Origin of the sequence: Pseudomonas prosekii, assembly GCF_900105155.1 — a bacterium.
In the GTDB taxonomy this organism is placed as follows: Bacteria; Pseudomonadota; Gammaproteobacteria; order Pseudomonadales; family Pseudomonadaceae; genus Aquipseudomonas; species Aquipseudomonas prosekii.
This window is the reverse complement of sequence record NZ_LT629762.1, coordinates 5,749,995-5,772,033: the sequence shown is the minus strand read 5'-3', so window position 1 is coordinate 5,772,033 and position 22,039 is coordinate 5,749,995. Positions and strand designations below refer to the sequence as shown.

General features: G+C 59.8%; 18 protein-coding genes. 9 read left to right on the top strand and 9 right to left on the bottom strand.

The features are described 5' to 3' along the window. Nucleotides 1-1,131, bottom strand: coding sequence for a cell division protein ZapE (zapE, locus tag BLU01_RS26035; RefSeq protein WP_092280885.1), 1,131 nt, complete (start codon nt 1,129-1,131; stop codon nt 1-3). Nucleotides 1,132-1,469: 338 nt separating this feature from the next. On the opposite strand from zapE, the gene BLU01_RS26030 reads away from it, so the two are divergent. Beyond that, nucleotides 1,470-2,522 (top strand): aldo/keto reductase, encoded by a 1,053-nt coding sequence (locus BLU01_RS26030; protein WP_092280883.1) that lies wholly within the window; start codon nt 1,470-1,472, stop codon nt 2,520-2,522. A gap of 171 nt (nt 2,523-2,693) precedes the next feature. On the opposite strand, the gene speB is transcribed toward BLU01_RS26030, so the two are convergent. Continuing rightward, entirely contained in the window at nt 2,694-3,653 is a 960-nt protein-coding gene (speB, locus tag BLU01_RS26025) for an agmatinase (RefSeq protein WP_092280881.1), read from the bottom strand. A gap of 13 nt (nt 3,654-3,666) precedes the next feature. Continuing rightward, on the bottom strand, nt 3,667-4,758 hold the full coding sequence (locus BLU01_RS26020; RefSeq protein WP_092281750.1) for a polyamine ABC transporter substrate-binding protein: 1,092 nt from the start codon (nt 4,756-4,758) through the stop codon (nt 3,667-3,669). A gap of 119 nt (nt 4,759-4,877) precedes the next feature. Here BLU01_RS26020 and BLU01_RS26015 point away from each other — a divergent pair, with 119 nt between their 5' ends. The 3 genes from BLU01_RS26015 to BLU01_RS26005 all read left to right on the top strand — a co-directional run bounded on the left by BLU01_RS26015 (nt 4,878) and on the right by BLU01_RS26005 (nt 8,051). After that, nucleotides 4,878-5,771, top strand: coding sequence for a LysR family transcriptional regulator (locus BLU01_RS26015; RefSeq protein ID WP_092280879.1), 894 nt, complete (start codon nt 4,878-4,880; stop codon nt 5,769-5,771). A gap of 236 nt (nt 5,772-6,007) precedes the next feature. Continuing rightward, on the top strand, nt 6,008-7,456 hold the full coding sequence (locus BLU01_RS26010) for a nucleobase:cation symporter-2 family protein (RefSeq protein ID WP_092280877.1): 1,449 nt from the start codon (nt 6,008-6,010) through the stop codon (nt 7,454-7,456). Nucleotides 7,457-7,577: 121 nt separating this feature from the next. Then, nucleotides 7,578-8,051 (top strand): LEA type 2 family protein, encoded by a 474-nt coding sequence (locus BLU01_RS26005; RefSeq protein WP_092280875.1) that lies wholly within the window; start codon nt 7,578-7,580, stop codon nt 8,049-8,051. Nucleotides 8,052-8,153: 102 nt separating this feature from the next. Here the strand turns inward: BLU01_RS26005 and BLU01_RS26000 are convergent, their stop codons facing one another. Continuing rightward, nucleotides 8,154-9,077 (bottom strand): carbon-nitrogen hydrolase family protein, encoded by a 924-nt coding sequence (locus BLU01_RS26000; RefSeq protein ID WP_092280873.1) that lies wholly within the window; start codon nt 9,075-9,077, stop codon nt 8,154-8,156. Nucleotides 9,078-9,161: 84 nt separating this feature from the next. On the opposite strand from BLU01_RS26000, the gene BLU01_RS25995 reads away from it, so the two are divergent. Beyond that, complete coding sequence (locus BLU01_RS25995; protein WP_092280871.1) at nt 9,162-10,079, top strand: LysR family transcriptional regulator; 918 nt, start codon at nt 9,162-9,164, stop codon at nt 10,077-10,079. 88 nt (nt 10,080-10,167) lie between these two features. Here the strand turns inward: BLU01_RS25995 and BLU01_RS25990 are convergent, their stop codons facing one another. Continuing rightward, on the bottom strand, nt 10,168-10,419 hold the full coding sequence (locus BLU01_RS25990) for a hypothetical protein (protein ID WP_092280869.1): 252 nt from the start codon (nt 10,417-10,419) through the stop codon (nt 10,168-10,170). 163 nt (nt 10,420-10,582) lie between these two features. On the opposite strand from BLU01_RS25990, the gene BLU01_RS25985 reads away from it, so the two are divergent. Continuing rightward, entirely contained in the window at nt 10,583-10,900 is a 318-nt protein-coding gene (locus BLU01_RS25985; protein WP_092280867.1) for a DUF883 family protein, read from the top strand. A 201-nt stretch (nt 10,901-11,101) separates the two neighbouring features. Here the strand turns inward: BLU01_RS25985 and BLU01_RS25980 are convergent, their stop codons facing one another. Then, nucleotides 11,102-12,133: an Ldh family oxidoreductase gene (locus BLU01_RS25980; RefSeq protein ID WP_092280865.1), complete on the bottom strand. Its 1,032-nt coding sequence runs from the start codon at nt 12,131-12,133 to the stop codon at nt 11,102-11,104. A gap of 217 nt (nt 12,134-12,350) precedes the next feature. On the opposite strand from BLU01_RS25980, the gene BLU01_RS25975 reads away from it, so the two are divergent. Next, a complete protein-coding gene (locus BLU01_RS25975) occupies nt 12,351-17,156 on the top strand; it encodes a dermonecrotic toxin domain-containing protein (RefSeq protein WP_092280863.1) in 4,806 nt (1,601 codons plus the stop codon). Nucleotides 17,157-17,203: 47 nt separating this feature from the next. Here the strand turns inward: BLU01_RS25975 and BLU01_RS25970 are convergent, their stop codons facing one another. Next, on the bottom strand, nt 17,204-17,473 hold the full coding sequence (locus tag BLU01_RS25970; RefSeq protein ID WP_092280861.1) for a PepSY domain-containing protein: 270 nt from the start codon (nt 17,471-17,473) through the stop codon (nt 17,204-17,206). Between the two features lie 152 nt (nt 17,474-17,625). On the opposite strand from BLU01_RS25970, the gene BLU01_RS25965 reads away from it, so the two are divergent. Then, a complete protein-coding gene (locus tag BLU01_RS25965; RefSeq protein ID WP_092280859.1) occupies nt 17,626-18,627 on the top strand; it encodes a FecR family protein in 1,002 nt (333 codons plus the stop codon). Between the two features lie 55 nt (nt 18,628-18,682). Here BLU01_RS25965 and pvdQ read toward each other — a convergent pair whose 3' ends face one another. After that, nucleotides 18,683-21,028 carry a bifunctional acylase PvdQ gene (pvdQ, locus tag BLU01_RS25960; protein ID WP_092280857.1) on the bottom strand — a complete coding sequence of 782 codons (2,346 nt, stop codon included), beginning with the start codon at nt 21,026-21,028 and terminating at the stop codon, nt 18,683-18,685. 303 nt (nt 21,029-21,331) lie between these two features. Here pvdQ and BLU01_RS25955 point away from each other — a divergent pair, with 303 nt between their 5' ends. Beyond that, nucleotides 21,332-21,742, top strand: a complete 411-nt coding sequence (locus tag BLU01_RS25955; protein WP_092280855.1) for a fe2+ zn2+ uptake regulation protein — start codon at nt 21,332-21,334, stop codon at nt 21,740-21,742. On the opposite strand, the gene BLU01_RS25950 is transcribed toward BLU01_RS25955, so the two are convergent. Then, entirely contained in the window at nt 21,732-21,920 is a 189-nt protein-coding gene (locus BLU01_RS25950; RefSeq protein ID WP_092280853.1) for a hypothetical protein, read from the bottom strand. The two genes, BLU01_RS25955 and BLU01_RS25950, sit on opposite strands and share 11 nt — an antisense overlap. Nucleotides 21,921-22,039: the final 119 nt, after the last annotated feature.

Genomic DNA, 22,039 nt, shown 5'->3' with positions numbered 1-22,039 from the left:
TCAAGCCTCGGCAAAACGTTGCAGCTGCATTTCCTGCAAACGGCTGAGGGTGCGACGGAACGGGAATTCCAGATAGCCCTCGGTGTACAACGCGTCCATCGGCACCGAGGCCTCAAGATACAACGGCACCTTGCGGTAGTAGCACTCGTCGACCAAGGCAATAAAACGCCGCACGCCATCATCGTGAACCGACAATTGCGGCAACTCGCGATCGCCCGCCGCCACCCGCTCCACGCCGTCCTCAGTACCACGCGCAATCCGCCCTTCGCGTTTCTGCGCGCTGAGGCTGGGCACGTCACTCATGAGAATAGCGTTGAAGCGGTCGCACAGCGCCATGAAGTCCATGGCGGCCAGCGGTTGCTCGCACAGCTCGGCGTAACGACACCACAACACCGTGGCGCTGGCCTGCACGACGTTGATGCTGCGATGCCCGACCTTGACCGGATCGCTGCTTACCGACTGGCCGACCGTCAACACCTTGAACGCCTCAGCCAGACCGCCAGTTTGATCGCCCGCCGCCACCCAATAACGTTGCAACGCGGCGCCGGGATGCAGGCGATGATCTTCACCGCCGTCCACCGCGACCACCTGCATATGCTGCTTGATCGCGGCGATGGCCGGGGTGAAACGGTCACGATTGAAGCCATCGGCATACAACTGATCCGGCGGCTGATTGGAGGTGCAGACCACCACCACGCCTTCGTCGAACATCACCTGAAACAAACGCCCGAGGATGATCGCGTCGCCGATGTCATTGACGAACAGCTCGTCGAAACACAGCACCCGCACTTCCCTGGCCAGCTCCTGCGCCAGGGCTTTCAGCGGATCAGCGGTGCCGGTGAGCTGGAACGAACGCTGGTGCACCCAGCCCATGAAGTGATGGAAATGCTGACGCCGCGCCGGCACGCGCAAGGTGTTGTAGAACTGATCCATCAGCCACGTCTTGCCGCGCCCGACCGGGCCCCAAAGGTAAACGCCGGTAATCGGCGCACGCCTTTCATGCGAAGCCTGATGCAAGGCGTCGTGACATTTTTGCAACGCCCGGACGGCGTGTTCCTGAGCTTCGTCCTGGACGAAGCCCTTCTGCTCGACGGCGTACTGCCAGGCACTGAGGGGAGAGTCGATAGTCATGGCGCGCAGTATATACGCGCGCCCCGTAGTCGCCACGTCGGCGCTTAATGACGCGCCACTTCAAAGCTCAATGACGCGCCGCTTTGATGATTTATGTAGCAGCTGCCGAAGGCTGCGTTCGAGCGCGAAGCGGTCGTTGGGTTTTGGTTAAGGCGCCTGCTTCGCAGTCGAACGCAGCCTTCGGCAGCTGCTACAGGGATTTGTGAGGTTGGCCGATGGTCGGCTCATGTGCGCCTGAAGAAAAAAGCATCTTGACGGCGAATATTACTCGCATCATATTAAATACATGTCGCGTAACATTTATATCCAACCACAGCGTCTGTCTTCTGGAGTCTTCCATGCATTACAAAGTTTTCGGCCGTAAAAGCGGCTTGCGTGTTTCGGAACTGGCGCTGGGCGCCGGCAACTTCGGCACTGGTTGGGGCCACGGCGCTGAGCGCGATGAGGCCAAACGAATCTTCGACGGTTACCTGGAGGCCGGCGGCAACTTCATCGACACCGCCAACGGTTATCAAAATGGCCAGTCCGAAGTGATGCTCAGCGAATTCATCGCCGCCGAACGTGATCGCTTGGTCATCGCCACCAAATTCACCATGGGCACCGACCGCGTGGCGACTATTTCCCACACCGGCAACAACCGTAAAAACATGGTCCGCTCGGTAGAAGAAAGCCTCAAACGCCTTAACACCGATCACATTGACCTGTTCTGGGCGCACATCAGCGATGGCGTGACGCCGATGGAAGAAATCCTCCGCGGCTTCGATGACTTGGTGCGCGCCGGCAAGATTCACTACGCCGGGCTGTCGAACTTCCCGGCCTGGCGCATCGCTCGCGCGGACGTGTTGGCCGAAGTGCGCGGGTATGCGCCGATTGTCGCGATTCAAACCGAATACAGCCTGGCCGAGCGCACCGCTGAACGGGAATTGCTGCCAATGGCCGAGGCGCTGGGATTGGCCGCGACGTTATGGTCGCCACTCGGTGGCGGTTTCCTCACCGGCAAGTACCGCAATAACGATGGCGACAACCGTGCGGCGAAGCTGGGCATGTTGATTCACGCCGAGAAAAGCGCACGGGAAACGGCGCTGCTCGATACGTTGCTCGCGGTCGCTGCCGAGATTGGATCGAGCCCGACCCACGTGGCCATCGCGTGGTTGCGTGAGAAAGCCAAGCGGTCGACCACCGCGCTGATTCCGATTCTGGGTTCGCGCACCCGCGAGCAACTGGACGCGACGCTGGGGGCGCTGGAGGTGCAATTGAGTGATGCGCATCTGGCGCGGCTGGATGATTCGAGCAGCGTCGAAGCGGGCGTGCCGCACGCGATGATTGTCGGTTCGTCTGCGCGTTACACCGGCGTTGAAACCCTTGATCTGCCGAAGATTCCGGTAGCGTGAAGAAGCTTCGCGGGCAAGCCTCGCTCCTACGAGGTTTGCGGTGTTCCTGAGTTCACCGCAAACCCGTAGGAGCGAGGCTTGCCCGCGAAAGCGCTGTCACATTCAACGCAGATGTCGACTGATTCAACGCCGTGGCGAGCAGGCTCACGCCTACAGTTTTTCACCGTTGCTCTACCGGTCGACCTTGTGTTTCGCCGCGTATAAACAGAGCATCTCCATCGCCAATGTCGCCGCCGCCAGTGAGGTAATTTCCGCATTGTCGTAGGCCGGCGCCACTTCCACTACGTCCATGCCGACCAGATTGATCCCGCGCAGACCACCGAGAATCTCCAGCGCCTGCACCGTACTCAACCCGCCACACACCGGGGTTCCGGTGCCGGGCGCAAACGCCGGGTCGAGGCAATCGATATCAAATGTCAGGTACACCGGGTTGTCGCCGACCCGCGCCCGAATCGCTTCGACAATCGCCTCACATCCCTGGCGATGCACCTGCCGCGCGTCCAACACTTGAAAACCCAGGTGATCGTCATTGGTCGTGCGCAAACCGATCTGCACTGAGCGCGCCGGATCGACCAACCCTTCGCGCGCCGCATGCCAGAACATCGTGCCGTGATCGACACGCTTGCCCTCCTCGTCCGGCCACGTGTCGCTGTGCGCGTCGAAGTGGATCAGCGACAAACTGCCATGTTTGCGCGCGTGGGCCTTGAGCAGCGGATAGGTGACAAAGTGATCGCCGCCGAATGTGAGCATGGCGCTGCCAGCATTGAGGATGTGCTCGGCGTGGGCCTCGATGCTTTCGGGGATCGAATGCGGTGCGCCGTAATCAAACGCGCAATCGCCGTAATCAATCACCGCCAGATGCTCGAACGGGTCGAAGGCCCACGGCCAGTGGCGCTCCCAGGCAATCCCGGTCGACGCGGCGCGGATCCCGCGCGGTCCGAAACGCGCGCCGGGGCGGTTGCTGGTGGCGGTGTCGAACGGCACGCCGCTGACCGCCACATCCACGCCGCGCAAATCGCGGCTGTAGCGGCGGCGCATGAAACTGGTGATTCCGGCGTAGGTACTTTCCGCGGCAGTCCCGTAGAGACTGTCGCGGGTCAACGCCTGATCGTTTTGCACAGGGACGTCCATGGTGTGTTCCTTATTATTGGCGGCTACGGAAAGTGGTCCACAAGCGGGTACGCTGGCGCATGTCCTTTAGGCTCATGCTGCGGTCGGCGTACAAACGTTGGCGAACGTCGGCCAACGGGTAGATATCCGGGTCGTTGCGCACGGCTTCGTCCACCAGCGGCGTGGCGGCGGTATTGGCGGTGGCGAAAAACAGCGAGTTGGTCAGCGCCGCCACGGATTCGGGGCGCAGCATGAATTCGATGAACTGGCGCGCAGCCTCCGGGTGCGGCGCATCCTTGGGGATTGCCAGGTTGTCCTGCCACACCAGCGTGCCTTGTGTAGGAATTCGGTACGCGACCTCGTAGGGTTTATTCGCTTTGCGTGCCTGATCAGCCGCCATGCTCGCGTCACCGTTGTAGGTCAGCGCAAGGCAAACGCTGCCATTGGCCAGATCGCTGATTTGCCGGCCAGTGGCGACGTACAACACGTTCGGCTGTAGCTGACGCAACAATGCCTCGGCGGCTGACAGATCATTCTTGTCGGTGCTGTAGGGATCTTTACCGAGGTAATGCAGCGCCAGGCCGATCACCTCTTGCGGCGAATCAAGAATGGCGATGCCGCAGTCTTTCAGCTTGCTGGCGTTGTCCGGTTTGAACAGCAGGTCGAGGTTGTTGAGCGGCACATCCGGCAAGCGCTGCTTGACCGCTTCGACGTTCATGCCCAAGCCCAACGTGCCCCAGGTATACGGCACGCCGTAACGATTACCCGGATCCACCGCCGCCAGTTTCTCCAGCAAATCCGGGTCGAGGTTGGCGTAACCCTTGAGCCCTTCGTGCGCGATTGGCTTCAACGCGCCGGCCGCCAAACCGCGGGCCAACACACTGGACGACGGCACCACGACGTCATAACCGCTGCCGCCGGTGAGCAATTTGGTTTCGAGCACTTCCGATGAATCAAACGTGTCGTAGCGCACCTTGATGCCGGTTTCCTGCTCGAACCGCTGCAAGGTTTCGGGCGCCACGTAATCGGCCCAACTGTAGAGATTGACGACCTTGTCCTCAGCCTGCGCCGATGCGGCGATGGCCAGCAGAAGTGCGGGGAAACACAGCTTGGAAACAGCAGCCATTTTCGAAAGAGCAGCCATGACAAATACCTGACCCGTTGGAGTGGTTGCAGCGTGCGCCGTCGGATACATTGGAAAAATCCCAGGTTTGTTAACCTGACTTTATCCAGAGGTAATGTGTGATGCTCGGCCAACTGCATGATCTTGACCTGCAACTGCTGCGCCTGTTTGTCAGCGTGGTCGAATGCGGCGGCTTCAGCGCGGCGCAAGGCGAGCTGGGTTTGAGCCAGTCGAGCATCAGCCAGCAAATGGCCAGGCTGGAGACGCGGCTCGGTTATCGCTTGTGCAGTCGCGGCAAAAGCGGCTTTAAAGTCACGCCCAAAGGTGAGCAATTGCTGATTGCGATTCGAAGCTTGTTTGAATCGATCGAGGCGTTCCGTCATCAGTCGAACGGCGTGGCCGGGCGCTTGATCGGTGAGGTGCGCCTCGGTTTGTCGGAGGCGCTTGATCAATCGGTGCTGCAGCGGGTGGCGGCAGCGATTCGGCGTTTTCGCGAGCGCGACGAGTCGGTGCGCATCGAGCTGATCAGCGCCATGCCCGGTGAAATGGAGCGTTTGTTGTTGCAACAGCGACTGGACCTGGCGATCGGTTATTTCTCACAGGTGCAGAGCGCTTTTGACTACAAGCAACTGTTCAGCGAAACCCAGCATTTGTACTGCGCGCCGGGGCACCCGTTGTTCAGCAACGACGCGCCGGATGATCAGGCGTTGCAGGCCTGTGATCGGGTCGATCACCCGTATCGGTTCCTGCGCAGCGATGAGCCGTTTCAAGGCAAATTGTGTTCGGCGCGCTCGGAACAGGTCGAAGGCACCCTCGCCTTCATTCTTTCCGGCAAACACGTGGGATATCTGCCCAGCCACTTTGCGCGCAGTTGGGAGGACAAAGGATTGCTGCGAGCGGTGCGCGTAGGAGAAATGAGTTTCGACGTCGGATTTCACCTCGCCCGGCACCGGGCGCAAGTGCCGGGGGATGCGCAGAAAGCATTTGAAGAGGACTTGCTCGCAGCATTCACCTGAATGCCAAGGCACCCTGTGGCGAGGGGGCTCGCCCCCGTTCGGCGGCGAAGCAGTCGCGAACCCGGCGAACGCGGTTTGGGAATGCCTCAAGGGACGCTCCGCGTTCCAATCTGACGCCGAGCGTCCCCGGCTGCGTTCCCTCGCTGAGCGCAGGAACGTTCATCAGGCACACCAAAATCTGATTTTTCTGGCATCCTGCGCCTCCATTTTCTGACCTGGCCCCTGGCGCTTTTCTCGTGACCTCATCCGAACATGCAAAACCCCAGCCCCGTTCCGACCTCATCTACGGCCTAAATGACCGCCCGCACCTGACCGCCACGGTGTTTGCCGCGCTGCAACATGTGCTGGCGAGTTTTGTCGGGATCATCACACCGACCCTGATCATGGGCGGCGCGCTGGGTCTGCAAAGCGAAATCCCGTACCTGATCAGCATGGCGCTGTTTGTTTCCGGGTTGGGCACGTTCGTTCAGGCGCGGCGCTTCGGCCCGGTGGGTTCCGGTTTGCTCTGCCTGCAAGGCACCAGTTTTTCGTTTATCAGCGTGATCCTCAGCGCCGGGTTCATGGTCAAGGCGCGGGGCGGCGGCACCGATGAGATTCTTTCGACGATCTTCGGCGTGTGCTTCTTCGCCGCGTTTATCGAAGTGGTGCTGAGCCAGTTCATCGGCAAACTGCGCATGCTGATCACGCCCGTGGTCACCGGCACCATCATCACGTTGATGGGTCTGTCGCTGATCAAAGTCGCGATGACCGACATCGCCGGCGGCTTCGGCGTGCCGGACCTCGGCGCCAGCCATCACTTGGCGCTGGCGGCGCTGGTGCTCGGCACTATCGTGGTGTTGAACCGGGTCGACGTGCCGTTCCTGCGCCTCGGCGCCATCGTCATTGGCCTGACGTTGGGCTACGTTGTCGCGTGGCTGATGGGCGACGTCGATTTCGCCAACCTGCCCGCCGTGCCGCTGATGAGCGTGCCGGTGCCGTTCAAATATGGTTTCAACTTCGATTGGGTTGCGTTTGTGCCAATCGCAGTGATTTTCCTGGTGTCGCCGCTGGAAGCTGCCGGTGACCTGACGGCCAACTCGATGATTTCCCGGCAACCGGTCAAAGGTCCGATTTACATTCGCCGGATCAAATCCGGCCTGCTCGCCGACGGCCTCAACTCGGCCATGGCGGCAGTGTTCAACAGCATGCCGATGGTGACCTTCGCGCAGAACAACGGCGTGATTCAGCTGACCGGCGTCGCCAGCCGTTACGTGGCGTTCTTTATTGCCGGGCTGCTGGTGCTGCTGGGGTTGTTCCCGATGATCGGCGCGGTGCTGCAATTGATGCCGAAACCGGTGCTCGGCGGCGCCGAACTGGTGATGTTCGGCACCGTCGCCGTGGCCGGGATCAAGATCCTCGCCGAGGCTGGCCTGCATCGGCGCAATATGCTGATCGTGTCGATTTCTCTGGGCATGGGCCTGGGCATCGCGGCGGTCCCGGAAGTGCTGCGCGAATTGCCGCTGGCGTTGCACAACATTTTCGAATCGCCGATCACCGTGGGCGCGCTCTGCGCAATCCTCCTCAACATGTTCCTGCCGGAGGAGTTCATGGAGCTGGAAGAGGATGATTTCGACCCGGAAGCATCGATCCTGCAAGTCATGGAAAACCCGCACGCGACGGAATCCGCAACTGGCACCAACCGCTGAGCGCGCTGATGACCCCGTGACAGTCTGCGGCGAACGCCTCACAGTGAACGTGGTCGCACAGATGAACCGCCAGGTTTGATTGGTTGGCGGTTCAGTCCTTTTTTCATGTCGAGAGTTCGCGATGCGCAGAATTTTAGCTTTGACCCTGTCCCTGCTGTTGCTCTCGTTGAGCGCCTGCGCGCTGTTCCCCAACCGCGACCCGCTGAACATCAACGTAGTCGGGATCGAACCGCTGCAAAGTCAGGAACTGGAAGTGCGTTTCGCGGTGAAGATTCGCGTGCAAAACCCCAATGAAACCGCGATTGACTACAACGGCGTAGCGCTGGACCTGGAGGTCAATGGCCGGCCATTGGCCTCCGGCGTCAGCGATCAATCGGGGACGATTGCGCGCTTCTCCGAAGCGGTGTTGATTGTGCCGGTGAGCGTTTCGGCGTTTTCCGTGCTGCGCCAGACCCTCGGTCTGAGCCAGACGCAAACCCTCGACAATTTGCCCTACGTGCTGCGCGGCAAACTGGCGGGCGGGTTGTTCGGGACGATGCGCTTTGTCGATACCGGCAAGCTGAGTCTGCCGGGATCCTCCGCAGCCACCTGGTAACCAGCCGCCAATCGCTGTGGGAGCATGGCTTGCCCGCGATGGCGTACCCAAGATCGCCATCGCGGACAAGCCATGCTCCCACTGGAGTGAGGTATTCGAGGGTTATTCGGTAAACCGCACCCCAGGTTTTGCCCGTTGATCCACCGCCAACTCGAACACATCCGGCCGCGCGTAATGCCCGACCACGTCGAAGTCATATCGCGCGCGCACCAGTTCATCTGTGTCGATCTGTGCCGTCAACAACCCCGGCCCACCGCGTAACGGCCCGGCCAGCACATCGCCCATCGGCCCGACGATCACGCTGCCGCCAGCAATCAACGGCCGATCCGCCGGCCAGTTGGCCACCTCCACGCCCAGCGCTTGCGGCGACTCCTGCACCTGGCACGCGCTGACCACAAAACAGCGGCCTTCATGGGCGATATGGCGCATGCTCACTTGCCACATCTCGCGCTCATCCACGGTCGGCGCGCACCACACCTCGACGCCTTTGGCGTACATCGCGGTGCGCAGCAACGGCATCATGTTTTCCCAGCACACCGCCGCCGCCAACCGCCCCACCTGAGTATCGAGCACCGGCAAGGTCGAGCCATCGCCCTTGCCCCAGATCAGCCGTTCGGTGCCGGTCGGCATCAGTTTGCGGTGTTTGGCCACTAAGCCAGCGGACGGGTCGAAGTACAGCGCAGTGCAATAAAGCGTGCTGCCTGCACGCTCGATCACGCCGATCACCAGATTGGCCCCGGTGCGTGCCGACAGCCCCGCCAATGCTTCGGTCTCCGCGCCCGGCACGTCGATGGCGTTGGCAAAATAGCGCGCAAACGCCTCGCGGCCCTCCGGCAAGCGGTAACCCAACTGCGTGCCGAACCCCTCGCCTTTCGGATAACCGCCGAGCAACGCTTCGGGCATCACCACCAACGCCGCGCCGGATTCGCGGATGGCGTTTTCCCACGACAGGATCTGTTCGAGGGTGTGTTCCTTGCCACCGGGCAAGGCGCCGATTTGCAGGGCGGCAACGATTGATTTGGGCATCGCGGTTACTCCGGGGCAATAAGGTGTTGCTGATTGTCCGCCGTCACCCGATCATCGATAAAGCCCCGTTCACTGCTGAATGATATGAACCTTATGAATATCGCCAACGTCGATCTCAACCTGCTGAAAGTCTTCGAGGCGCTGCACGAAGAGTCCAGCGCCAGCCGCGCGGCGTTGCGTCTGGGCGTGACGCAATCAGCCGTCAGTGCAGCATTGCGACGCTTGCGCGAGTTGTATGGCGATCAATTGTTTGTGCGCACCGGGCGCGGTTTGGCCCCGACGTTGCGGGCCAATCAGCTGAAACCAGTGGTCAGCGATGCGCTGAATAAATGCCGGCAGAGCCTGGCGATGATCGACCCGGCGGCCCATCACTACGAGGGTCGTTCGGTGACCGTGGGCCTGTCGGATGATTTCGAGATTGCTTACGGGCGGCGGCTGATCGAGCAGATTGCGCTGAGCGCGCCGAAGCTGCGCCTGATTTTCCGCCAGACGCACAGCCAGATCGTCGCCCATGCCCTGCTTGATCGCAGCATCGACCTGGCGATTACGGCGGGCGGGCTGACCGAGCGATTGCTCAGCCGGCAGGTGCTCGGTGAAGGCGGTTATCGGTGTCTGGTGGACCCGATCAGTCTGGCTGACGGACAGCAGAGCTTGAGCCTGGACGAGTTTGTCGCGCGCGAACACATTCTGGTGTCGTCGGGAGGATTTATCGGGATCACCGATGAGGGTTTGGCGGCGTTGGGTTTGAGTCGGCGGGTGTGCGCGTCGACCACGCATTTTGCGGGGTTGCCGTATCTGCTCAAGGGCAGCAACGCCGTGGCAACCATTCCGGCACACGCCGCAGAAAGCATCGCTGCGCTCAGCGGGTTGGCGCTGCTGCCCTGCCCGCTGGCCCTGCCGCGTTATCCGATTGAACTGGGTTGGCGCACCAGTACGCAACTCGACCCGGTGGTGCTGAAAGTGCGCGAAGCGATCATCGCAAGCTTCGCCAAACCTCTATAGCAAAGCCCGGTGTGGGAGCAAGGCTTGCCCGCGATGGCGGACCTGAGACCGCCATCGCGGGCAAGCCATGCGCTGTCACCAGTGCAAATTATTTAGCAGCCATCAAGCGGTTCACTTCGCTGCGCACCATGTTGGCAAATTCCGGCGGCGACATCGTGTCGAGCTCGGCGCGGACCCATTCGGCCCACTTGCCTTTGCGCTTGGAGCGCTCACCAAACAATCGCGCGGCTTCGCCCTTGGACTTGCCCAGGTTGCTTTGCCAGAGGTCGAAAAGACGAGACTTTTCATCTTCAAGCGCAGCGCGCTCGGCGAGGGGTTTGTCGGCCAGATTGAAACTCATGGGAAAATACCTGCTGCGTAAATGGCGACATCTTACACCTTGGAAGGGATTCTTCTGACCCCGAATTTGCTCTCCGACCTACGAGATCGCAAATTCCCTGCAACTTTTTCAGTTGCCCAAGACTCCATTGTTCACTGCCCACTTATCCGCAAGGAGTTACTCAATGGCCCGCAAAACCCCAGTACAAACCGCCGCAGACCAAATCAAGGATCAGGCATTCAGCGAGCTGCAGGCGCTGATCGAAGAATCGGACAAACTGCTGAAAAGCAGCGCGTCGCTGGTTGGCGAAGAAGCCGACACCTTGCGTGGGCAAGTTGCCCAGAAGCTGCAACTGGCCCTGGAATCGGTGTCCAGCGTTCGCGAGCGCACCAAGCCTGCGGTCGAAGCCACTGAAAGCTACATCGGTGGCCATCCATGGCAGACCGTGGCTATCTCCGCCGGTTTCGGCCTGGTGGTCGGTTTGCTGCTCGGTCGCCGTTAACAGCGTCCGGCACTAAAAAAGGCGAGCTCAATGCTCGCCTTTTTTATGCCCAAATACATTACACCCGATCCTGTAGCAACTGCCGAGCCCCGCGAGGCTGCGTAGAGTGCGCAGCCCTCGCAAGGTTTGGCGATGGCGGCGCTGTCGGACGCAGCCTCGCGGGGCTCGGCAGCTGCTACAAAAGCATGCGGTGGGCGGGCCTTATGGGTTTGCCAGTTCTCGCAGGTTGGCGAGCACTTCGGCGTCCAGCGTAATGCCCTCGGCGGCCGATTTGGCGCGTTGCTGATGACGCCGATCGCCCGGCAACCGCTTCAACCCGACGCCGTGCATCTGCCGCACCAGTTCTTCGCTGCGCTGAGCGAAATCCTGTCCGGCACTTTTGCTCGGGTCGATCACGATCAGCAATTGCCCGGTCCACGGCGTCTTCGCCCCCGGATGGTTCGACCAATCGAACTCGAAGGAAAAATTCCCGCCGGTCAACGCCGCTGCCAGCAACTCGACCATCATCGACAACGCCGAACCCTTGTGCCCGCCGAATGGCAGCAACGCGCCGCCCTCGAGAATCGCTTTCGGGTCCTCGGTCGGTTGGCCGAGGCTGTCCACGCCCATACCTGCCGGCAAACGCTGGCCCTTGCGCGCGGCAATCTGCACGTCGCCATGGGCGATGGCGCTGGTGGCCAAGTCGAAAACAATCGGATCGCCGCCAGCCCTTGGCGCCGCAAACGCAATCGGGTTGGTGCCGAACAGCGGCCGGTCGGCGCCGTGCGGGACTACGCAGGTCATGCTGTTGACCACGCTCAGCGCCACCAGACCTTCATAGGCAAAGGGCTCAACGTCCGGCCACAGTGCGGCGAAATGGTGCGAGTTACGGATCGCCAACACCGCAATTCCGGCGCTGCGGGCCTTTTCCACCAACAACGCACGCGCGGCGGATAGAGCCGGTTGGGCGAAGCCATTGGCCGCATCGACCCGGACAAAACCCGACGCCACGTCTTCGACCACCGGCACAGCTTGGCCATCGACCCAACCGCTGTTGAGCGTCGAGACATAACCGGGAATGCGAAACACGCCGTGGCTGTGGGCGCCATCGCGTTCGGCACCGGCGCAGTTCAGGGCCAGGGTCTTGGCGACATCGGCCGAGGTGCCGTGGCGGATGAAAATCTGTTCGAGCAATTCGACCAGTGCAACGAAATCCAGGGTTTGCGTGTTCGAAGTGACAGGTGCTGCGGTCATCTGAGGCTCCAGTTTTATTATTGAGTGCGGGCTACAGGCTGAAACGGCTGGGCGGCAACCGAGAAAAACGTGCGCCGATTAAGCGCTGTTGCGCAGGCCTTCTGTCAAGCCTGGAAAAAACTCCGGCTCAAGCAATATGTACCGCACGGCACTCGCGCAGCGGCCGTAACGTTTTTCCTCATCCCATCCGCCGAGATCGGCACATTGAGGAAAAACCATGACAGCTCCCCCGCTCCCCTATTTTTTTGACGAGGCCGAACTGGCGGCCAATGCCAAGCAACCCGGCGACCGAGAAAAAGCCCTGCAATTGACCACTGGCGATCTCAAATGGCTAAAGGCTGTTTACCTGGCCACCCATGCCGCCCGCGTGGCGCATACGCCCGGGATGCTCAGCCAACAACTGTTGCTGACCCCGGACAACGGCACGCCGATTCCCCTCGCCGGCGCGTTCTCGCTGAGCAAACCCGACGATGGCGAAGTGATCCTCTACACGCCATGGAAAGGTCTGATCAAATACGCCGACATGGCCGATCTCACCAGCGCTCTGGAGCGCTGGTTGGGCGAAACCAGCGGCAAACGCGAATTGCTGCGCTACCTGTCAATCGACCAGCGCCGCACCGCCCTCGCCGCGCGGACACTCAGTGTTTCCACGCAAACCATCGACGGTGCGGTCTTCGAGGATCAGGAAACGGTTATCGAGCGCAATCAGCAACAGAACATCACGGCGATGCTGGCCGAACTGCTGAGATTCCCGAGCCTGCGCTCGATGCTCGATGACGTGTTCAAAACTGCGCTGGGCAAACGTTTCCCGGCGCTCGACCAGCGCAAAACCCGGTTGGAAAGCTTTGACGGCAGCCATGATCCCAAACGCCGTTTGTCCTCGTTGTCGTTGCACGAAGCCGTGCTGCATTTCTATCTGAACAATCAATGGCCGGACGGCGATACGCGAATCTTCGTTCATCCTGCACGCGGTGTGAGCAGCGCCGCCGACAATCAGGCGTGGGAAACCGCGTTGACGCAGATTGCGCAAAGCCTGACGCCGCATCTGCGCAGTCTGCTTGAAACCTTCTGGAACAGTCCGATGGCCAACGGGCTGTCACGCGCGGAGTTTTTCGCCGACAGCCTGCGCGATACGTTTTGCGTCGACCTGTTGCTCAAACGCCAGAAAGCCGTACTGACGACCGAGGAATACTTGCGTTTGATGGAGGTCAGTTTGGCCGGCACCGACGGTTTGCCGGTGACCAGCGACCCGGTGAAAATCGAAAAAGTGCGTGTCACCGCGCCGCTCAAACACTTCGTCACCCTGGCCTCGACCTTGCTGATCGACACGGGCAAAACCAGCGCGTTCCTGTACACCCAGTCAAGAGGTGTGGAAACCAGCGGCGACCTCGGGCAAATCAAAAACACCTTGCTGAGCATGATGAAAAGCGAGGGTCACGACGATAATCTGTTCAACTTTCTGTCGCTGGAAGAGCGCGAAACCTACTTGACGCTGGAGTCGCAGGAACGGGCGATCGTCGCTGCGCCGGTCAGCGGTCCGGTGTTCCAGAACCTGATCGCCGACATTATCGGCAAACAATTGCAGAATCTGGGCTATGCCCTCAGCCGTTTTCGCGACAGCGCCGGGGTACTTGATCCCTATGCGTTGCTCGATAGCGCACTGGATGTGCGCGCCATGCTCGACCGTCGCTTGCTCGACCTGCAAACCAATGGCCGCTGGAGCACCCGCGCCGATCAACGCTGGAAAGCGCAACCGGCGACAATCCGCGCCGATTCAGCGAAACAGCAATTGGCGCTATTGAACAGCGTTGAATACGCGCTGGAACAACAACTGGAAAAGCATCCGGCGATAGCGCCGACAGTCACCACCATCGAGCAAGCACAAGCCAGCGTTCACAGTTCGCTTGAACTGCTGAAACCGAAGTTTTCCCATACCTTGTCGACTGCCCTGCGCAGCGAACTCAAGTTGCGAACCCTGGCGCGCACGCTCAGCCCGGTGCAGCAAGCGATTATCCAGACCGTGCTCGAGACGCCGGTGCGCCTGCAACGCGCCGCACTGAATGGTTTTTTGCCAGATGTTTTTGCGCTGGAACTGCAGAGTGCCAATGCCAAGGAGCACCTGAAACTGGCCAGTTGTTTTGTGCTGACCGAACGCGGCGGACTCGACCCTGAGCATTCCGGCAACGCCATTCTCTGGACTCCAGCGCTCGGGTTTGAAGGCTTTGCGTCGCTGCAACCGATGCTCGCTGAACTCGAAAAACGTTTACTCAGCGAACTTGATCGCCCGGCGCTGGTAGAGAATCTGCAGCGCGACGAGCGCCTCCCCGGTCGCGCATTGACGCTGGCGCCACTGCAACTGATCCACGGGGATTTTCTCGAACACCTGCAACAACCGCATGTTCGCCTCGATAAAACTGCGGTCGAGCGCGTACTCGCTGAAAATCTGCCGGCCACACAACGCGCCGACCTGCTAAGCCTGACCGCGCTGAGGGTGCCGAAAACCGGTTTGACACGGGCCACGGAGATCGCCCAATCGCTGATCACTCGGCAGGCCATTCCGACGTGGCTGGCCAATGCCTCAATCGAAGATCAAATCCTCCACTGCGAATTGCTCGGGCAGTATTTGAACCATGCGCGAGACGACAAGGATTACCTTTGCGCAGTTCGAACCCTGCAGCGCACGGCTCATCATGAGCTGCAAAAACAACTTGTGGCCGACGGACACGCGATTGATCCGGACACGATAGAAATTCAAATCATTGCCGGCGCGACCTCCGCCGCCCGAACGCAGACCTTGCCAGCCTTTGCCTTGATTCACCTGAAAGAGTTGGAGACGCTCAGTTTCAAAGCGCTGTCGCTGACTCGCACTGCGTTGCCTGCCGCGATTGATCAGGCCTACGTGAAAAACCTGCTGCGCAACCTCAAGCCGGGTGAACATCAGCGCACCGAACTGCACAACGCATTCGCCGATTCGAATGCCGACGCCGCCGCCTCTAAAAAACTGTTCAACGCCCAGTTGCCCTGGCAATTGATGCACTACGCCCATGCGGAAAAACTTCAGGAACGCCTGAGCCAAAGCGGATTTGAGCTAGTACGGCAGGTCATGGACATGCCCGATGCGATCGCTCGTGACGCGGTGCCGGGCACCGATGCGCTCATTCGCCCGCTGGAGCTGATGGGCGCAACGCTGGTGTCGGCGATCAAAGTGCCGGGGGTTTACCTGATCGGCCGAAAAGACCCGTCGCAAGGGCCGCTGGTGCTTTTGGCGCCCTACAGCGCTGAACACAGTTTGAGGGAATATGAAAACCACAGCGCTTTGCTGGCCGAGCTGAAAACTGCAGGCGCGTTGCAGCGCTGGGTCCTCGACAGCTTGCCGGCATCAGATCGGTTGCTGTGCAAAAATTGCCTGACTGCCACCACCGGTGCGCCGGTCGGCTTGGCGTCGAGCCCCATCAGCGGGTCATTGTTCAAGCAACTGTTCAATGACAACGCCCTGCTTCTGGCCAGACTGCTGGGCTGTCAGTCGAACAACGACGGGCAAATTGAATGGGAAACCATCAAGCGTGTATTGGGCGAAGACCTGTCAGAAGCGTTGACCTTCGTCTCGGGCAAGCTCGCTTATCCGGTCGCCGTGTGGCGCAGTTATCGGGAGATCAAGACATCGGCGGAGCAACTGCAGGCGCACCGCTGGGGTCCTGCGGTAAGGAGTTTCATCCATGGGATCGCGCAACTGGTGACACTGCGCGGCTCAATGGAAAGTCGTGAACCAGCGCCAACTTCCCCAGGCGATGTCTCTGCGCCCTGGAAGCCAGTCGACACTACCGCGCCCGAGCGCACGCGTTTACAACGTTACGAAAACACCGAAGTCGACTTGAGTGCCCTGACGCTGGACAGCAAATTGGCGCTCTACACCGATCCAGTGACTCAACAACGCTACGCGCCGATCGCGGGCAAGGTCTATCCGCTCGATCAGCAGGCTGCGCGCTGGGTCATTCCCGTCATCAATGCCACGAGCAAAACCAAAGGGCCTCTGGTGGTGCGTAATCCTGCGCAGCAATGGGTGCTGGACGCCGTTGAACAACCGCCGCGTTATAACTTGTTCGGGCGGCTGAGGACATGGGACATCGTAACCCAAGGGATGAACGTCGAAGCTGACGGGATGAGCGCCATTCAACGACTATTCCCCGTCAGGGCGCGCTTGATCAATGAAGGGCTGGATCTGGCGACTCATTACGCCTGGAACAGTTTTCGCAATCTGCAACTGCTGAAAAACCCAACCGCAGCAGTGACACCGGTTCATCAGCTCATCCAAAACTTTCTGGGTGTACCCGCGGTGCTGCCCGAGCACACGGCAGCGATCGAAAAGGTGCTGTTGGACATCTTCGGAGCGCTGCTGGACCCGAGCTTGCGGCACGTGAAGTCGAAGCGTTTTGTGGTCGGTCGAGTTCATGAAGACTCGGAGTTTGTCTTCGCGTTCGCGGTGCCGGCCGATCCGCTGAAAAAGATCTACTTGGCCAACAAGTTCTTCTTTCCCAAGCTCGATCACTACCGCAACTATATGACCGATGTGGCATTCCCGATCAGTGCCCACGCCCGTGCGTCCACGCTGATTCATGAGCTTTCGCACATTGCCTGCAAGACCGAAGACATTGCCTACCTCGAAGCCTATCGACCGTTTTCCGATCTGATCGAAACATCGAGTCCTCGAGCAAAAGCGCTGCGCGATACGTTGGAGGACATCCAGCTCAATGCGCTATCCAAAAGCTGTCCGCTGACGCGCCTGTTCACGGTGATCAATCCGGTGACCCAGAGTATCGAGGACCTCGGCGACACCAGTTATGAGGAAAGCGATCGCGCGCTGGCGCACGTCTTCGCGCTGACCGGTAAAACCGATCTTGACGACGCTCGTGCAGCTTTCATGGCGAATTCGAGGGTGAGACTGGCGGTGCAACTGGGCAATGCCGATTCGGTGGCGTGGCTGATCAGCCATCTGGGAAGACACCTTCACAGCACCACGCCGTAAGTCCGGCAGCGGGTTCAGGGCACTGCGTTGGCAGTGCCCTGCAGGGTTTAGTCTTTCTGGTCGCGCAGGATGTTGCCGGAGGCGCCGTCGATGCGGAATTCATACACCACGCCGTCGGCCTTGCGGCCCTCGCCTTTCCAATAGCCGTCGTCGTCGGCGCTTATCTCATAGAGCTCGACATAACCGGCCTTGGTTTTCGCCACTTCAATGGCTTTCTCGATGGTGATCCAGCCAGCGCCCGGGCGGTCGGCCATGGCGGCACCGGCAGTCAGCAGAGTCGCGGCAGCAATCAGGGTGGCAAAGGTTTTCTTGATCATTTTTTCACTCCATTTATGGTTACTTCTTCGTAACGTCCATTTTTTAGGGCCTTTGGCGGAAAAATAAGTTCCACTTTGATGGGTAAATGCCATGACGGATGTTCTCGCCACGCAGCGCGCGAGGTTAGAATGCAGCAAATCAGGATGAGTCAATGACCGAACACACCTACTCGGAAGCCGAATTCGACGCCATTACCGATGCCGCTGCACATTGGTGCATGCGTCTGCACGCCACCGACTGCACTGACGCCGAGCGTCGGGCGTTCGAGCAATGGCGCGCTGCCGATCCGCTGCACGCGTTCGAATACGACGCGATGCTGGAAATCTGGGATGTTGCCGGAGAACTGCCGCGTGCTGCATCCGCGCCACCGTTGTCATCCACCAAAGCTGCGACACCATGGCGGACCTTCGGCATTGCCGCAGCCGTCTGCGCCGTGGCCTTGCCGCTGGCGGCGTACACCGGCTGGAACCTGGGATGGCTGCCTGACGCGTATCAGCATTTTGAAGCCAGCGACAATGTTCGGCAGGTGACCTTGGGCGATGGCAGTCAGGTCGAGCTGAACCTGAACAGCGAACTGACCTTCACCAATTACAAGAATGAGCGCCGAGTGAGACTGAAAAAAGGTGAAGCCTTTTTCAATGTCACCCACGACTCGGCTCGCCCATTTACCGTCAAGGCCGGTGAAGGCCGGATTCGCGTGACCGGGACCAAATTCAACGTCTGGCTGTACGAAGATCAAGTCAGGGTCAATCTGATCGAAGGCTCGGTGCTGGTCAGCAGCAACAATGCGCTGGCCGGCGACGGTTTGCATCTGGGGCCGGCGATGCAGGCGCGTTATCGGCATGGCGACTACATGCCGCAGATCAGCCAGACCTACGCTAACGACAACTCCCTGGCATGGCGCAGCGGCAAACTGGTACTCGATGACCTGCCACTCAGCGACGCATTGCCACTGATCAATCGGTACCTGAGCAAACCGGTGATGGTGGCTGATAAAAGCACCGCAGCAATCCGCCTCGGCGGCATCTACAACATCAAAGAATTGAACAACCTTGTGGCCACCCTGCCCCGGGTTCTGCCGGTTTACCTGACGCGCAATGAGAACGGCAACCCGGTGCTCAATTCGATCCCGCAACAAACGCCAAAAGGCTGAAGGCCGCAACCCGTGAGGGGTGCGGCCTTCGTTGTTGCTGCCAGCAGAATGTCCGTTACTGCTTGGCTACCTTCCCGGCTTTCTCATCCGATTCGCGAATCGTCTGCACTTGATACTGCGGATCAGCCTTGATCTGCTGCTCGGTGAATGGCAGCACACTCAGTTGTTTGTTCGAGAACGCCTGCGTCTGGTCCCGTGAATACTTCGACGCCGGATCGCTCGACAACGAGAACGCCAGCAATCCTTGAGCCTGCGGGCCTTTTTCATCGAAAGTCACCACCTGCAGATAGCTGGTGCCGCTGACCACTTCAAGTTTGCCGTCGGCGCGCGGAACACTCTGGATCGCGTTGTAAATGCCCAGCGTACCCGGCCCACCGTGGATGGACGTTTGCTGGCCACTACTGCTGACCACTTGAATGTCACCCCAGTGACTGTCAGGTTTCAGGCCCATTTTTGTCGTCAACTCAAGCGACGCTTGCATCGCTTGACGAATGGCGCTGGCCACTTCCGGCCGCTCGAAAGCCAAACCGTGCGGCGTGTGTTGCGGATCTTTCGGGTCGAACGCCACGCGCCAGATGTCAGGACGTTGCTGCAATGCTCTCATGACGTTCTGGAAATGCACCAAACCCAGACCACTGTCGAGATTTGCCCGACTGTCCCACGCTTTCAAGCTGGCACACACCGGCGCCAGTGTTGCGGCGTCTGCGCCCAGACCGGCGCTACAGAACTGCAGCAGATCCGGCATCACTTGCGTCGCCTGATACACCTGATCATCCATCACCATGCGCTGCAAATCCGCAGCGGCCACCGGCCCAGCCTTGCTCAGCGATGCCAGATGATCCAGAGCAAAACGCGAACGCAGCCCCAGCGGTTGGCTGTCCTGGCTGATCAGCGGCGAAAAACCGGTGAGTGGTTGCGCCGGGTTGGCCAGCCACGCGGAATCGTTGGAGTGCTGTACATAGTCGTTGCGCCACAACTGCGGCAATTTATCCGCGGCATAAATGCCCTTTTGCGCAGCATTCGGATCGATGTCCCAGGCGCACTCACTGTTGGAGCCGTCGAGCAGGATCAATTGCAAACCGGCGCGCGGATCGCTGCACTTGGCCAGTTTCTCGGCGTTGACGTTCGGCACCACCGAGAGGTTCATGTAAAGCGTCTGGCCCTGGTCGTCGGCGGCCAGCGTATTGACCCAGGGAATGCCCTGAATCTTGTGCACCGAGGCCTGCAATTCCTTGAGGCTGGTGGCTTTGTTCATCGAATACCACTGCTGCAGCACCCGATCATTTTCCAGGTTGGCGTCGCGCAGGCTGTAGGCGAATTTATTGTCCCAATCGAGCTTGCCGGGCCACTGCACCACCGGGCCGAACGCCGAACTGTAGACCAGATGCGACATCGGTTTGATCTGGCCGTCAGGCTGTTTGACGTTGACGGTCAAGGTCTGTTTATCCAGCGGCAAGGATTTGCCATCCAGCAGATAACGCGTCGAATCCTCAGGATCGAGTTGCAGGCGATACAGGGTGAAATGCTTGGATGAATCAACCGTGTGGGTCCACGCCAGATGCTGGTTGAAACCGATGTTGATCATCGGCAGGCCGGGTAATGCGGCGCCCATCACATCGAGTTTGCCGGGTATGGTCAGGTGCATCTGATAGAAGCGCATCCCGCCGATCCAGGGAAAGTGCGGGTTGGCCAGCAACATGCCGCGACCATTGAACGAGCGCTCGCTGCCGATCGCGACGGCATTGCTGCCACGGTCCAGCGCGAAACGTTGCTGGCGTTCGGCAGCCACCTGGAATGACTGAGCCGGGGTCGCCACAGCAGCGACCGCAGCCGGCGGTGTGGCCCCGGCGAGCGCTTCGGCGAACTGCCCGACGCCACCCTCGACCAGTAGACGACGAGTGATTTTTACCAGGTCTTCGGCGGCAATCGGACGTACCCAGTCGCCCTGACATTGCGCCGGCAAACCCTGCGCCTGACGCTCGGCCAGCGAACGGTTGTAACCGGCGACGTAGCCGTCAACCAGATCGCGCACCTGCGGGGTTTGTGCTTTCCAGAAACCGGCGACTGCTTCGGGCGTGTTCAGCCAATTGAAGAACACGTCGCTGGCCAGGTTCGGACGTTCTTCGAGGGTCAATTGATCAGGGCCGAAATAGCGCGAGCGCTCGCCGTTGACGGTCACGATTTCATTGGCCATCAGGCACAGGTTGTCTTGCGCGTAGGCATAACCGATGCCGTAACCGAGGCCGCGCTCGTCGTCGGCGCGAATGTGCGGCACGCCGAAGCTGGTGCGCCGAATATCGACGCCCGCGGCCTCGGGCTGACTGCGTGCGCAGGCCATCAGACTCAACGCTACCAACGCACCTGCAAGGCTCAGCCGGGTTAACTGCCTGTTAATAATCACGCTCGCTCCTGATCTGCAAAAAGGACACCAGGGTGGGTTCACGATCAGATGGCGCGCAGCGCGTCGGACCCAGCCTGGGAAAATCACAGCCCGAGTTGTACACGGAATGTGCCTGGCAGTAGGAACGAAATGAATGACAGGATATTTAGCCATCACGCCCGTTTTCACGTGCTCTCACATAGCACTCACAAGATTGCGACAAATTTTCTACATCAAAATCTTCATGATTTGCCGAGCTCATCCGTCTTATAGATTGAGAGCACCTTCACTTTTCCTGATCAGGCTCTGAAAAGGAGTTTTTGCATGTACAACTCGCAACTGCCAACGGACGGTAGCCGTGCGTCGAAAAACGTTTCCATGAGCCACGGCACAGACGCCGAACTCTTCGAACCGAAGGCCGAACGGCACGCAAACGAACGGATCAGAATCCTGTTAAAGAGCTTTGGTCTGAGGACCAGCCTGATTCGCCTGAAAGTCATCGACGCGCTGCTGAGCGCGGCAGATAGCGAACGCAAACTGGGTGTGCGCGGCGTGCACACGCACTTGCTCGATCTGGATATTCCGCTGTCCTTCCTGAGTGTGCGCGAGGTATTGAAGCGGCTGTGCAGCGAGGGCGTCATCACCCTGCACCCGGACAAGAGCTACAGCCTGCATCCGCAGGCTATTGCGATTCTGCACAGCGAACCGGGTTCGGATGCGTCGCTCAAGGCTTGACCTTGCGGCGCATCACGCCATTGACGACAACCACGATCACGGCGACGCCAATGGCGATGTACTGGAACATTTTCTCGCTGATGATCCCTTCGTTTTGCAGATATGACAGGCCGAACATGATCGCCAGAACCACCAGGGAGATCAGAATCGAGTATTTCAAACGTTGCGACTGGGTCATTGCGAATTCCTGAGCGTAGAAATGTACTGATTTGTATCCGTTTGCATGCCAAGCCCCTACCTTCGGCCGGGGATAAACGATGGCAAACGAAGTCTCATGTTACAGACGATGAAGAGATT